This is a genomic window from uncultured Georgenia sp. (genome assembly GCF_937958535.1).
Lineage (GTDB): Bacteria > Actinomycetota > Actinomycetes > Actinomycetales > Actinomycetaceae > Oceanitalea.
Genome location: NZ_CALGNQ010000042.1, coordinates 1 through 13,801 on the forward strand (window position 1 = coordinate 1; position 13,801 = coordinate 13,801).

Genomic DNA, 13,801 nt, shown 5'->3' on the forward strand with positions numbered 1-13,801 from the left:
CCGCCGGGCGAGCTACCGCCGGGTGAGCTACCGCCGGGCGGACTACCGCCGGGCGAGGATGATCGGCGCCGACGTCCGCGGGTGGGGGAGCACCTCGACCGGGTGCTGGTACACCGCCGAGAGCAGGTCGGGCTGCAGCACGTCCTCAGGGGCGCCGAAAGCGGCGAGCGTGCCGTGGTCGAGCACCGCCACCCGGTCGGCGTAGCCGGCGGCCAGGTTGAGGTCGTGGAGCACGACGACGACGGCGTCCCCGGCCGCCGCCCGCTCCCGCATGAGCCGCAGCACGAGCTCCTGGTGGTGGAGGTCGAGCGCCGCCGTGGGCTCGTCGAGCAGCAGCACACCGGTCGCCTGCGCCAGCACCCGCGCCAGTGACACTCGCGCCTGTTCACCACCGGAGAGCGAGGAGAAGACACGGTCGGCGAGATGGGCGGTGTCCGTGAGCTCCAGCGCGCGATCGACCGCGGCGTCGTCGTGGTCCTCCGCGGGGGTGGCCACCCAGGGGGCCCGGCCCATCTCCACCACCTGCCGGCAGGTGAACGGGAAGGAGACGGTGACCCGCTGGGTGAGGACAGCGCGGCGCATCGCGGCCTCGGTGGTCGACCAGTGGGCGAGGGGCTGACCAGCGAGCATGACCGCACCCGACGTCGGGATGTCGCCGCTGAGCACCCCGAGCAGGGTGGACTTGCCCGCCCCGTTGGGGCCGACGAGCGCGACCACCTCACCGGCATGCACGGCGAGGTCGACGTCGTCGAGGATGACCGAGCCGCCGAGGACGACGTGCGCCCCGCTCACGGACAGCGCGACGACGCCCGGGTCGACCGGCTCGGGCAGGCGCGGACGACGCCGCAGGAGCCTCATGCCCACCCTCCCTGACGGCTGCGCATCCGGCGCATGAGCCAGAGGAAGAACGGTCCGCCGACCACCGAGGTGAGCATCCCCAGCGGCAGGTCGGCGAAGGGCACCGCGGTGCGCGCGACGAGGTCGGCCACGGTCAGCAGCAGCGCACCGCCCAGCGCGCTGGCGGGGATGAGCAGCCGGTGTCCCGGCCCGGCGGCGAGCCGCACGAGGTGGGGCACGACGAGCCCGACGAACGCGATGACGCCGGCGAACGCGACCCCCGCACCGACGAGCAGCGCGATGACGACGATCGCGGTCACCCGCAGCCGCTCGACGTTGACCCCGAGGTGCCGTGCCGAGCGCTCACCCAGCGAGAGCAGGTCCAGCTGCCGCGCCAGGGCGAGCGCGACGACGAGCCCGAGGAGCACGAACGGCGCGACCACCGCGACGGCCTGCCAGCGGGCGCCGTTGAGGCTGCCGAGCTGCCAGAAGACGATCTGCTCGCGAGCGGTCGGGCTGGCGATGAAGGTGTTGAAGGCGACCACCGCCGAGGCGATCGCCGTCACCGCCACACCCGTGAGGATGAGGGTGATCGACTCCGTGCGGCCCTTGGAGCGGGACAGCGCGTACACGAGCAGGGTGGTGCCGAGCGCGGCGGCAAAGGCCGCGAGCGGCACCGCCCACCCACCGATGACGTCCAGCCCGAGCACGATCGCCAGGCTGGCACCGACGGCCGCACCTGGGGAGACACCGATGATCGCAGGCTCGGCGAGCGGGTTGCCGAACACGCCCTGCATGAGCGCCCCGGCGACGGCGAGCGCGGCGCCCACGAGCACGCCGAGGACGATACGCGGGAAGCGGACCTGCCACAGCGCGGCGTCGCCCTGCGGGTGGGTCGGCGCAGCGGCCCGGTCGAGCGGGAGGTCGACGTGGAGCCCGACCACCCCGAGCAGCCACTCCAGCCCGGCGTCGATCCGGTGGAGCACGGACCCGGCGACCTCTCCCGCCGGGACGGCGAGCTGGCCCCGGCCGGCCGCGACGAGGCAGACGACGACGAGCGCGGCGGCCACGCCGGAGAGCAGCCACCACCCGCGGCCGCGGCGACGGCGGGGGAGCGGTGTCTCGGTGCGGTCGGGCGCGGCGTCCGTCGCGGTGCTCACTCGTAGACCGCCCGGGCCAGCGCCTCGACCACCTCACCGGTGCGCGGGCCGAAGCTCAGCAGCACCGTGTCGTCCATGTCGACGACGCGGCCCTCCTGCACCGCCTCGGTCTGGGCGAGGCCCGGCACCTGGAGCAGCCCCTCCGGGCCGCCGACCGACTCCAGCCCGGCGCTCATGAGGAGGACGACGTCGGGCTGCATGTCGATCATCGTCTCGGCGCTGATCTGGGTGAAGGGGCGCTCGAGCCCCGCCTCGGTGCCGACGTCGCGGGCACCGATCGCGCGGATGAGGGAGTCGGCACCGGAGCCCGGACCGCCGAGAAGCTGGACCATGCCCCCGCGCAGGTAGAGGAATGCGATGGACGGGGCCTCCGCGCCGACCGGGGCGATGTCCAGGGCCTCCCGGATCTCGGTGAAGGTGCGCTCCACGAGCTCCTCACCGGCGTCGGGCACGCCGAGCGCGCCCGCCACCGCCCGGATGTGGGTGGGGATGGTGTCGAGGGACCGGGTGTCGTCGAAGAAGATCACCGGGATGCCGGCGTCGCGCAGCTGCAGCTGGACGTCGGTGGGGCCGATCGTCGCGTCGGTGAGCACCACCGTCGGGTCGAGCGCCAGGATCGCCTCGGCGTTGAGGTCGTGCGCCCCGGGGGTGACCACCGGCAGGTGCTCCGCCTCCGGAAAACCGGTCGAGGTGTCGCGCCCCACGACGTGGTCGCCCAGCCCGAGGGAGAAGACGATCTCGGCGAGCGTGCCGTAGAGGTCCACCGCGAGGATGCGGCTGGTGTCGGTGACCTCGACGACCTCCCCGTCACAGGACTCGACGGTGACCGGCAGCTGCGGCTCCACCGGGTCGACCGGCCGGACGTGGTCGTCCGGGACGACGGCGGTCCGCGGCTCTGTGAGAAGTGTCACCTCGCCCCCGGTCCCGGTGGGCTGGGGCAGCGGGTTGCCGTGGGCGTCGTGCGTCACCGCGAACCCCTCGACCGGCTCCCCGCAGGCGACCACCGTGGCGACGCCGGACGGTGCGGAATCCCGCGGCGCTTCCGTGGTCGCGGTCGCGTCGTCCTGCGGCTGGGCGCCGCAGGCGGCGAGGGCGAGCGTCACGACGGCGACGACGAGGGCGTGCGGCAGGCGCGCGAGAGGGCGGGGCATGGGCTTCCTCGGGGGCGGTGGGGACACGTGAAGCGTAGTGGACACTTTTCGTAACGCTCCCGTAGCGTAATGCTCGCGTTAAGGCTTGCCTAACCTAACCCTCCGAAGGAGTCCGATGTCACGCACGTCCCCGGGAGCTGCCCCGCGCAGACGGAGCGGCCGGCTGCGCCGCGGCGGAGCCGCGCTCGTGGCCGCCCTCGCCCTGGTCGCCGCCGTCCTCACCGCCACCCCGGCCGCCGCTGCCTCCGCCGGCGGCCCGGACGGCCAGCGGGTCACCGTCACGCCGTCGAGCGGGCTCGACCCCGACGGCCAGCGGGTCACGGTGACCGGGTCCGGGTTCGACACCTCCAAGGGCATCTACGTCGCACTGTGTGTCGACAACGGCGCCGGCAAGGCGCCCAGCCCGTGCCTGGGCGGGGTCGACATGGAGGGCGCCGGGGGCGCCTCCGCGTGGATCTCCTCCAACCCCCCGGCCTACGGCGAGGGCCTGGCCGTCCCGTTCACCGAGTCCGGCGGCCGCGGCTCCTTCTCCGTGACGCTCGACATCGCCGCGAAGGACGCGTTCACCGACTGCCTCGACCCGCAGGTGGCCCCCAACGGCTGCGTCATCGGCACCCGCGCCGACCACACCCGGGCGGGCGACCGCACCGCGGACGTCAACGTCCCGGTCACCTTCGCCACCGGCGGCTCCGGTGGTGGCGCCGCGGCCACCGCCTCCGGGGAGAGCGGTACGGACGACACGGCGGCCGCGGCGGACGACGACGGAGCGTCCGGCTCGCTGGCGAGCACCGGAGCGGCCGTCGGTGGTGCCGTGCTCCTCGCCGCGCTCCTCGTCGCCGGCGGCGTCGTCGTCACCCGCCGGCGTCCCCGTCCCGAGTCCTGACCTCCCCGCTCCCCAGTCCTGACCTCCCGACTCCCCAGTCCTGACCTCCCCTCCTCCCCTGACAGGAACGTCAATGAAGCACACACCGTGGCGGGCACGCGCCCGCCGGACCCTGGCCACCGTCGTCGCGGTCGCCCTCGGTGGCGGCATGCTCACCGCGACCAGCGCCGCCGCCGCCGACCCCGCGTACGAGGTCACCGGCGGGAGCGCCCACTGGGGCGTGAAGACCTCCTTCCGCACCTACGTCACCAGCCCCGGCGCAGATGGCACGGTCGAGGTCGACGAGCCCGCCGCGGCCACCGACGACGGCTTCACCTTCGCGGCGACCGGCGGTACCGTCACCGGCGACACGGCCGAGGTCGAGCTCGCCGGGGGCGTGACCTTCCGGGCACACGGGGGCGCCCTGGAGGTCTCCCTGGCCGACCTGCGGGTGGTCGTCGACGGCACCGAGGGGACGCTCGTCGCCGACGTTCGGTCGCGTGCGAACTCACCGGGCGCCGACCCGGTCGACCACCCCGACGTCGCGCTGGCGACGGTCGACCTCACCGACGCCCCGCTCGTCGTCGAGGAGGGCGAGCAGACCGTCGCCCGGGTGACCGGCGCTCCGGTGACGCTCACCGCCGACGGGGTCCCGGCCTTCGCCGGCTTCTACCCCGCCGGTGAGGAGCTCGACCCGCTGAGCTTCGAGGTCACCCTCGAGCGGCCGGAGCCCGAGCCCGGCGAGCCGGTGTGGGAGCCGGCGGTGGAGGTGTTCGCTGCTGATGGGGTGACGCCGCTGGAGGGGGCGGAGGTCACGTGGGGTGACACCGTGGTGGTGCGGGGGACCGGGTTCGACCCGGCGGGCAATGTGGGTGGTCGGGGGATGCCGATCCCCAGTGACCTGCCGCAGGGCACGTATGTGGTGTTCGGGAAGTTCGCCGAGCAGTGGCGTCCGTCGCAGGGTGCGCCGTCGTCGGCGCGGTCGGTGGGGTCGCAGAAGTGGGCGCTGGCGCGTGAGGTGCTGGACCAGGTGCCGGTGGGCTTCCGGGGGGCGATCGAGGCGCAGTGGGCCGAGGTGGGCCCGGACGGGTCGTTCGAGACCACGTTGACCATCGCCGAGCCGGAGGATGGTTGGACGGTCGCCGACGGGGTGCTGGGGGTGTACACCTACGCCGCCGGTGGGGTGGTCAACCCCGACCAGGAGCTGGCCGTGCCGCTCACCGTCGTCGACGAGCCGACCGAGCCGGAGGTTCCGGTGTGGGAGCCGGCGGTGGAGGTGTTCGCTGCTGATGGGGTGACGCCGCTGGAGGGGGCGGAGGTCACGTGGGGTGACACCGTGGTGGTGCGGGGGACCGGGTTCGACCCGGCGGGCAATGTGGGTGGTCGGGGGATGCCGATCCCCAGTGACCTGCCGCAGGGCACGTATGTGGTGTTCGGGAAGTTCGCCGAGCAGTGGCGTCCGTCGCAGGGTGCGCCGTCGTCGGCGCGGTCGGTGGGGTCGCAGAAGTGGGCGCTGGCGCGTGAGGTGCTGGACCAGGTGCCGGTGGGCTTCCGGGGGGCGATCGAGGCGCAGTGGGCCGAGGTGGGCCCGGACGGGTCGTTCGAGACCACGTTGACCATCGCCGAGCCGGAGGATGGTTGGACGGTCGCCGACGGGGTGCTGGGGGTGTACACCTACGCCGCCGGTGGGGTGGTCAACCCCGACCAGGAGCTGGCCGTGCCGCTCACCGTCGTCGACGAGCGCGTGCCGCAGCTCGAGGTGAGCCCGACCGAGAACCTCTCCTACGGCACCGTGGTCACCGTGCGGGGCACCGGCTTCGCCCCGGACCGCAAGCTCTCCACCGCGTTCACCGCACGGACGCAGGCCGACCCCGAGTTCGGCTGGCCGGTCGGCTGGCTGCACCACGAGGTCGTCACGACCGACGCCCTGGGACGCTTCACCCGCGAGATCACCATCTCCGACTGGCGCACCGGCACCGGCGACGACTGCAGCGAGGTCCAGTGCTGGTTCGCCGCCTTCAACTCCGCCCAGGTGAGCGACAACGTCGAGGTCGACCGGCGCGCGGAACGCGACCAGGACGTCTTCGTCCCGGTGACCTTCGTCGCCGGCAAGCCCTCCGAGGGCGACGGCGACGGCCCCACCGTCACGGCGGAGCCCAACCCGGTGCGGCGCGGTGAGACCCTCACCGTCACCGGCAACGACCTGCCCGCCGGGGAGACCGTGACGGCGTCCCTCGAGCCGCGGACCCAGCAGGCCACCGGCCACCTCGAGTGGGGGGTGAAGGACTCCTTCCTCCGCTACGTCACCGGCCCGGTCGCCGCCGGCACGGTCACCACGAGCGAGGAGGTGACGCAGACCGAGGACGGCACCTTCCGTCTCCCGGTCACCGAGGTCGCCCCCGACCTCTCGGTGCTGAGCTTCGCCGGCACCATCTCCTTCCAGGGGCACGAGTACGACGGCACCCCGGCGCTGGAGATCCACCTCTCCGACCTCCGCGTCCAGCTCACGGTGGACTCGGCGGTCCTCGTCGCCGACGTCACCTCCCGGGAGTTCGCGGGCACGGACGGCTCGGTCGGCGAGCTCACCGAGCACACCGGCGCCGTCCTGGCCACCCTCGACCGCGCGGCCTTCGGCGTGACGGCGACTCAGGTGCAGACCGCCGGCGCCGCCGCCACCCTCACCCCGGAGGGCGAGGCCGCCTTCGGTGGCTTCTACGACGCCGGGGAGCGCCTCGACCCGGTGCGGGTCGACGTCACGACCGGCGGGCTCGCCCCCGCGGCGCTGCTGCTCACCGCCCCGGCGGGCACCCCGATCGCCACCGCCGACGTCACCGGGACCTTCCACGCCACGTGGCCGGTGCCGACGGACTTCCCGATCGGTGCGTACGACGTCGTCCTGCGCACGGAGTCCGGTGAGTTCCTCGCCGACACCCCGCTCACCGTCCTCGCCCAGCTGCCCGCCGTCGACGACGGCCAGGACGGCGACGACGAGGACGCCGACGAGGAGACCGAGGAGCCCGAGGTCACCCGCGGGACCGTCACGGTGAAGCCCGACCCGGTGGAACGTGGCGCGACCGCCACGATCGTCGGGCGCGACCTCACGCCGGGCACCCGGGTAGGCGCGGTCATCGACGCGGCCGGCGAGCCCGGCACGCTCGCGTGGGGCGTCAAGGACTCCTTCCGCAGCTACATCACCGGCCCGATCGCCCAGGGCTCGGTCCGGGTGAGCGCGCCGGCGAGCCGACAGGCGGACGGTACCGTCGTCTTCGGCAGCGGGTCGGGCAGCGGTGACGCCGAGAACGCCTCGCTGGGCTTCTCCGGCAGCGTGTCCTTCACCGGACACCTCATCGGCGGCTCACCCGCACTGCGGGTGACCATCACCGACCCGTCGGTGGTCATCGAGGACGGCGTCGGCCACCTCGTCGCCAACGTCACCAGCCGCTCGCTGGACGGCAGCGCGGACGTGGACTACCCGCGGGTCCGGCTGGCCCGGCTCGACCTCTCCGGTGTCACGGTGCGCGACGGGAGACTCGTGGGGACCGACGTCCCCGCCACGCTCACCCCCGAGGGGGTGCCCGCCTTCGCCGACTTCTACGAGGCCGGCGACGCGCTCGATCCGGTGTCCTTCTCGGTGGCGGTCGACGACGAAGCGCTCGACCTCACCGCCCTGGACGTCGCGGAGGCGACGGTCGGGGAGGACGGGACCGTCGAGCTCACCTGGCAGGTGCCCGCCGACACCCCGCTGGGCACCCACCGGGTGGACCTGGTGACCGACGGTGAGTCCGTTGCCGACACGACGTTCGATGTCGTCGACGCGGACGTCATCGCCGCGGGGGGCAGCGGCACGACGGACGGCACCGGTGCCGGGCGGCTCGCGCAGACCGGTGCCCAGAGCGCGGCGTTGGCCGCACTGGCCGCGGTGGTCATCGCCGCCGGTGCCCTGGCGGTCACCCGGCGACAGCGCGCCTGACGGTGCGGTGCCCGTGCGCCCCCGGCGCGCGGGCACCGCACGCCAGAGGGTTGAACCGGCCCGGTGCGTGGTGCGGCCCGGACCGGTACGAGACGAGAAACGGGCCCGCCCCAGGGGGCGGGCCCGTGACGTCGTCCGTCAGCGGCAGTGCCGCTCGCCCAGTGCGGTGAAGACCGCCGTGTTGAGCTCGAAGGCGAGCGTCGCCTCCGCCACCGCCGTCTCCATCTCGAGCGGGGTGAGGTCGAGCGCGTCGAGACGCTCGCGGTAGAGGTCCTTGAAGACCTTCGGCTTGGGGATGGCGGTGAAGGTGTAGAACGCCACCCCGTCCTCGCCGAGCCCGTAGTGCCGCTGGACCAGGCGCTTGATCGCCTGTCCGCCGGACAGGTCGCCCAGGTAGCGTGTGTAGGCGTGGGCGGCGTAGCGCGGTAGGTCGGTGGAGACCTGCTCGATGCGCTCCGCATAGGCACGGGCGGCCGGTAGCACCTCGATCCGGTCGCGCCACTGCGGGCCGTAGAGGTGGTGGAGGTCGGCCTCGATCGACGGCGTGCGGGTGAGCTCGGCGAAGAGCAGCCCCTGGGCCCGCGGGTTGTCGGCCATTCGACGGGCGGCGCCCTCCAGGGCGACGTAGATGCCGTACTGCTGTGCCGCCAGGTCCGCGTACGCGGCACGGTCGAGGCGGCCCCGCATGAGGTCGGTGATGAAGGGAACGGTCTCGGCTCGCTCGTGGGCGTCGCGGGTGCGTTCCCGCAGCTGCGTCGAGAGCGAGGAGGGGGCCAGCGTGGGCGCGCTCATCGGGCTCCTCGGAGGGGTGGAGGGACTAAGGCGAGCCTTACCTTAGCGCATGTTTCGCAACGGTCGTGTTGCGATATTCATCAGATGAAGTCAGGCGGTGAGCGCGGCGACGACGTGGTCGACGCACGCGGTCAGGGCACGCACGTCCTCCGGGTCGATCGCGGGGAACATGCCCACCCGCAGCTGGTTGCGGCCGAGCTTGCGGTACGGCTCGACGTCGACCACTCCGTTCTCCCGCAGCACGGCCGCCACCCGGGCGGCGTCGACGCCCTCCGCCAGGTCGACGGTGCCGACGACGGGGGAGCGGTGCTCGGGCACCGCGACGAACGGGGTGGCCCACTCCCGCTCGGTGGCCCAGGCGTAGAGGATCTCGGCGGACACGGCACTGCGCGCGGCGGCCCAGGGCAGACCGCCCTGGTCGCGCATCCAGTCGATCTGCTCGGCCATGAGGACGAGCGTGGCGATGGCCGGGGTGTTGAGCGTCTGGTCCTTGCGGGAGTTCTCCACCGCCGCGGACAGCGAGAGGAACTCCGGTACCCACCGCCCGGAGGTGGCGATCTCCTCCACCCGGGCGAGCGCCGCGGGGGACATGACGGCGAACCAGAGCCCGCCGTCGGAGCCGAAGCTCTTCTGCGGCGCAAAGTAGTAGACGTCGGTCTGCGAGAGGTCGACCTCCACGCCGCCGGCGGCCGAGGTGGCGTCCACGCAGACCAGCGCGTCGCCGTCGGCCACGCGCTCCACCGGCGAGACGACACCGGTGGAGGTCTCGTTCTGCGGCCAGGCGTACAGGTCGACGCCCTCGACCGGGCCGAGCACGGCGAGCGACCCTGGCTCGGCGGTCTCGACGTGGGGGTCGGCGAGGAACGGCGCGCGCCGGGTGACGGTCGCGAACTTGTGGCCGAACTCCCCGAACGCGGCGTGGGCCGCCCGCTCCCGCACCAGACCGAAGGCGGCGGCGTCCCAGAACGCCGTCGACCCGCCGTTGCCGAGCACCACCTCGTAGCCGTCCGGCGCACCGAGGAGGTCGGCGACCCCCTCGCGCACCCGCCGTACCAGCGAGCGCACCGGGGCCTGCCGGTGGGAGGTGCCGAGCAGCGTCTCGGCCACCGCGGCGAGCGCGGCGGCATGAGACGGCCGGACCTTGCTCGGGCCGCACCCGAAGCGGCCGTCGGCGGGCAGGAGGTCGGTGGGGATCTGCACGGTCGACGTCATGGCCGAATCCTCCCACCGTGCGCGCGCCGAGCGTTGCGGTCGTCCGCAGCGCGGCCGACCGGGAGGAGCCAGTGGGGGTGGCTCGCGCGCGCGGGCCGGTCAGTGGCCGGCGCGCGCGTGCAGCTCGCGCTGCGCCTCCAGCACGTGGGCCGACCAGCCCGCCGTGCGGCCGCACACGATGAGCGCGTTGTACAGTCGCGGCTCGAAACCGAGGTGGTCGAGCAGGCAGGCGGCCCACAGCGCGAAGCCGTGCCGGGCGGGCACCTCGCCCTCGACGACCTCGCGGGCCGCGGCCTCGAGCGCGTCCGCCGCGGCGAGGAGCCGGACCTCGAGCCGGTGGCAGACGTCGCGCAGCATCGACACCCGGTGGGCGAGGTCCGCCGGCGCGACCCCGGAGACCGGGACGGGCTCGCGCAGGTCCTCCCGGACGGCGGTGGCCGGGGCGAGCCCGTCGTGCACCGAGACGACGAGCCGGCGGGCGCGGGCGACCGAGCCGGCGGCGAGCGGGCCGCTCACCCCGGAGATCGCGGCGGCCAGGCAGGCCCCCACGTCGGCGCCGGTCTCCGCCGCGATGCGGGCGATCCGGGTGGAGGGGATCTGTGGGCCGTGCTCGGCCACCACCGTCCAGAACGCGTCGAGGGCGCGCACGTGGTCGGGCTGGGCCTGCCCGCTCCACCGGATGAGGAAGCGGGCGGCGACCGAGTCGCCGCGCTCGACCTGGTGCTGTGGGACCGCCGGGAGGTCCGGGGCGCGGGCCGACTGGGCGACGAAGGACATGGTGAGCACCGAGGCGCGGGCGAGGTCCTCCCGGGCCCGCTCGGGGGAGATGTCGAGCAGCGGACGGAAGCCCCACACCGGGGCGAGCTGGGTGATCGCGCTCTGCACGTCCACCCGGGTGTCGCCGGTGCGCACGGGCAGGGGGAAGGGCTCGGCCGGGGGCAGGGCGGGGGACTCGGCACCGTCGACGAGCAGGCCCCACACCGACTCGATGTCGCGGTCGAGGAGGTCGGCCACCGGCCGGTCGCGGTAGCGCGGCTCGTGGCCGGCGCCGTAGGTGAAGATCGGCGTTGTGGTCTCCATCGCAGGGATGGTAGGCGATGGCTCAGACGGTCTCGCGCTCGTCAGGGAGCGGCAGTGCGGTGAGCATGCGGACGAGCAGGGCGCGCAGCTGCGCCGTCTCCTCCGGGTCGAGCGCGTCGCCGATGAGCGACTCGACAGCCTGGGCCTGGTCCAGCGCCGCGAGTGCGCCGCGTCCCTCGGCGGTGAGCGAGACGACGTGGCGCCGCCGGTCCTGCGGGTGGCGCTCCCGGGCGATGTAGCCGCCGGCCTGCAGCCCGCGGATGACCCGGCCGATGGTCTGCTCGGTCACGTGCATCTTGGCGGCGATCTCCCGCTGGGAGAGCGGTCCGGTGGCGAGCACGACGAGCACGGGCACCGAGGCGTGGGTGAGGCCCCATCGCTGGAGGTAGGCGTCCCACGCCCGTTCCACCCGCCGCGCCGCCGCCGAGAGCAGGCGGCCGGTGGGCCACGTCTCGGGCGGGGGGAAGGCCGCCGCGTCCCGTTGCTCCACTGGTGCCCTCCTGTTGCGGGTCTGCCGGGCGTCCCCCATATTACTAAGCGTGCTTAGTGTTGACGGTGGGCGGCGTACCCGCCCGGCCCACAAGGATGCCTCACGCCGCGGCTCGGTGCTGCGCGCCCTCCTCCTCGCCCTCGTCCTCGCCGGGTGGCTCGCCGCCGGTGCCTTCGGGGGGATGGCCCAGGGGACGCTCTCGCAGGTCCAGGAGAACGACCAGGCGGCGTTCCTCCCCGCGAGCGCGGAGTCCACGCGGGCGAGTGAGCTCGCCGCCGAGTTCACCGAGGGGGAGCCGCTGCCGGCCCTCGTCGTCCTCGAGCCCACCGGCGGCGGGGAGCTCACCCCGGCGCACGTCGCGGCGGCCGAGGCCTTCGCGGCCGCGGCCGTGGAGCGCGAGCTGCCGGACGGCCAGGTCGTCGGCGACGTCCTCGACGGCCCGGTCCCGGTCGTCCCCGCCGAGGACGGGCAGGCGCTGCTGCTGCCCGTGGCGATCACGGGGGAGCTGGCCAACGAGCTCGTGGGGGAGGACCGCGTGGTCTCCGTCGTCGTCGACGAGCTGCGCACGCTCGCCGACGAGGAGCTCATCGGGGCGGACCTCACGGCCTGGGTGACCGGTCCGGCGGGCTACGTCGCCGACCTCGTCGGCGCCTTCGGCGGCATCGACGGCGTGCTCCTCGCCGTGGCGCTGGTCGTCGTCCTCGTCATCCTCGTCGTCGTCTACCGCTCGCCGATCCTGCCCTTCACCGTCCTCGTCACCGCCGTCTTCGCGCTGTGCGCCGCCGCCCTCGTGGTCAAGCCGCTCGCCGCGAACGGCACCCTGCTCCTCAACGGGCAGAGCCAGGGCATCCTGTCGATCCTCGTGGTTGGCGCCACCACCGACTACTGCCTCCTCGTCGTGGCGCGCTACCGCGAGCAGCTCGTCCTGCGCGAGACGCCCGCGGAGGCGATGCGGGTGGCCTGGCGCGCCTCCCTCGAGCCGATCCTCGCCAGCGCCGGCACCGTCATCGTCGGCCTGCTCTGCCTCCTCCTGTCCGACCTCGGCTCCAACGCCAGCCTCGGGCCGGTCGGTGCCATCGGCATCGCCGCCTCCGTCCTCGCCGCCCTGACCTTCCTCCCGGCCGTCCTCCTCATCGCCGGCCGACGCTCCCGCGCGCTGTTCTGGCCTCGCCGGCCCGCCTACGCACCCGAGACGGCCGACACGAACCAGGTCGGCGGCCTGTGGGGGCGGATCGCGGGCTTCGTCACCCGCCGGCCGCGCCCGGTCTGGCTGGCCACGGCGGTGGTCCTCCTCGGCCTCGCCGCGTTCCTGCCCACGCTCCAGGCCGAGGGCACCGGCGAGGCGGAGGTGTTCCTCGACGAGGTCGAGGCGGTCGCCGGCGAGGAGGTGCTCGCCGCCCACTTCGACGCCGGACAGGTGCAGCCCGTCGTCATCATCACCGGCGAGGACCACGCCGACGACGTGCTCGAGGCCGTCCTCGCCGTGGACGGCGTCGACAGCGCCCGGCCCGTCACCGACGAGTCCGAGCAGCCCGTCGTCATCGACGGACGCGTCCAGCTCGAGGCCTCGACCACCGCCCCGGCGGAGAGCCAGGAGGCCACCGTCACCGCCGGTGACATCCGCGCCGCCGCACACGAGGTGGACCCCGACTCCCTCGTCGGCGGCGCCGCTGCCGAACGGCTCGACACCCAGGAGACCGCCGCCCAGGACCTGCGGACCATCATCCCGCTCGTCCTCGCCGCGATCTTCGTCATGCTCGTCATCCTGCTGCGGGCGATCGTCGCGCCGCTGGTCATCCTCGCGGTCAACGTGCTGTCCTTCGCCGCGACGATGGGCCTGTCGGCGATCGTGTTCAACCACGTCCTCGACTTCCCCGGCGCGGACGCCTCGGTGCCCCTCTACGGTTTCGTCTTCCTCGTCGCGCTGAGCATCGACTACTCGATCTTCCTCATGACCCGGGTCCGGGAGGAGTCCCTGGCCCACGGCACCCGGGAGGGGATCCGCCGCGGCCTGGCGGTCACCGGCGGCGTCATCACCTCCGCCGGGCTCGTCCTCGCCGCGACGTTCAGCGCGCTCGTCGTCATCCCGCTGCTCTTCCTCGTCCAGCTGGCCTTCATCGTCGCCGTCGGGGTGCTCATCGACACCTTCGTCGTGCGCACCCTGCTCCTGCCTGGGATCGTTCATGACATCGGCCGCCCCGTGTGGTGGCCCTGGCGCGACCGAGTGCCGCAGGACTGACCGTGCCG

At 74.1% G+C, this 13,801-nt stretch carries 10 protein-coding genes; 3 read left to right on the top strand and 7 right to left on the bottom strand.

The window, feature by feature from the left end; translation table 11 throughout:
• Positions 1-42: 42 nt before the first annotated feature.
• The 3 genes from Q0195_RS02345 to Q0195_RS02355 all read right to left on the bottom strand — a co-directional run bounded on the left by Q0195_RS02345 (position 43) and on the right by Q0195_RS02355 (position 3,148).
• Positions 43-858, bottom strand: a complete 816-nt coding sequence (locus Q0195_RS02345; RefSeq protein ID WP_299274015.1) for a heme ABC transporter ATP-binding protein — start codon at positions 856-858, stop codon at positions 43-45.
• On the bottom strand, positions 855-1,919 hold the full coding sequence (locus Q0195_RS02350; RefSeq protein WP_299274100.1) for an iron ABC transporter permease: 1,065 nt from the start codon (positions 1,917-1,919) through the stop codon (positions 855-857). Before Q0195_RS02350 ends, Q0195_RS02345 begins: the two co-directional genes overlap by 4 nt.
• A gap of 74 nt (positions 1,920-1,993) precedes the next feature.
• A complete protein-coding gene (locus tag Q0195_RS02355; protein WP_299274017.1) occupies positions 1,994-3,148 on the bottom strand; it encodes an ABC transporter substrate-binding protein in 1,155 nt (384 codons plus the stop codon).
• A 115-nt stretch (positions 3,149-3,263) separates the two neighbouring features.
• Here Q0195_RS02355 and Q0195_RS02360 point away from each other — a divergent pair, with 115 nt between their 5' ends.
• Positions 3,264-4,031 (top strand): hypothetical protein, encoded by a 768-nt coding sequence (locus tag Q0195_RS02360; protein WP_299274020.1) that lies wholly within the window; start codon positions 3,264-3,266, stop codon positions 4,029-4,031.
• Between the two features lie 73 nt (positions 4,032-4,104).
• Positions 4,105-7,980 carry an HtaA domain-containing protein gene (locus tag Q0195_RS02365; protein WP_299274023.1) on the top strand — a complete coding sequence of 1,292 codons (3,876 nt, stop codon included), beginning with the start codon at positions 4,105-4,107 and terminating at the stop codon, positions 7,978-7,980.
• 138 nt (positions 7,981-8,118) lie between these two features.
• Here the strand turns inward: Q0195_RS02365 and Q0195_RS02370 are convergent, their stop codons facing one another.
• From Q0195_RS02370 to Q0195_RS02385, 4 genes are all read right to left on the bottom strand, one after another.
• The gene (locus tag Q0195_RS02370) at positions 8,119-8,772 is read right to left on the bottom strand and encodes a biliverdin-producing heme oxygenase (protein WP_299274025.1); all 654 of its coding nucleotides are present in this window, start codon (positions 8,770-8,772) and stop codon (positions 8,119-8,121) included.
• A gap of 90 nt (positions 8,773-8,862) precedes the next feature.
• Entirely contained in the window at positions 8,863-9,984 is a 1,122-nt protein-coding gene (serC, locus tag Q0195_RS02375) for a phosphoserine transaminase (protein ID WP_299274027.1), read from the bottom strand.
• Positions 9,985-10,083: 99 nt separating this feature from the next.
• A complete protein-coding gene (locus Q0195_RS02380; RefSeq protein WP_299274030.1) occupies positions 10,084-11,064 on the bottom strand; it encodes a citrate/2-methylcitrate synthase in 981 nt (326 codons plus the stop codon).
• A 22-nt stretch (positions 11,065-11,086) separates the two neighbouring features.
• Complete coding sequence (locus tag Q0195_RS02385; protein WP_299274032.1) at positions 11,087-11,554, bottom strand: MarR family transcriptional regulator; 468 nt, start codon at positions 11,552-11,554, stop codon at positions 11,087-11,089.
• 49 nt (positions 11,555-11,603) lie between these two features.
• Here Q0195_RS02385 and Q0195_RS02390 point away from each other — a divergent pair, with 49 nt between their 5' ends.
• Entirely contained in the window at positions 11,604-13,793 is a 2,190-nt protein-coding gene (locus Q0195_RS02390; protein WP_299274035.1) for an MMPL family transporter, read from the top strand.
• Positions 13,794-13,801: the final 8 nt, after the last annotated feature.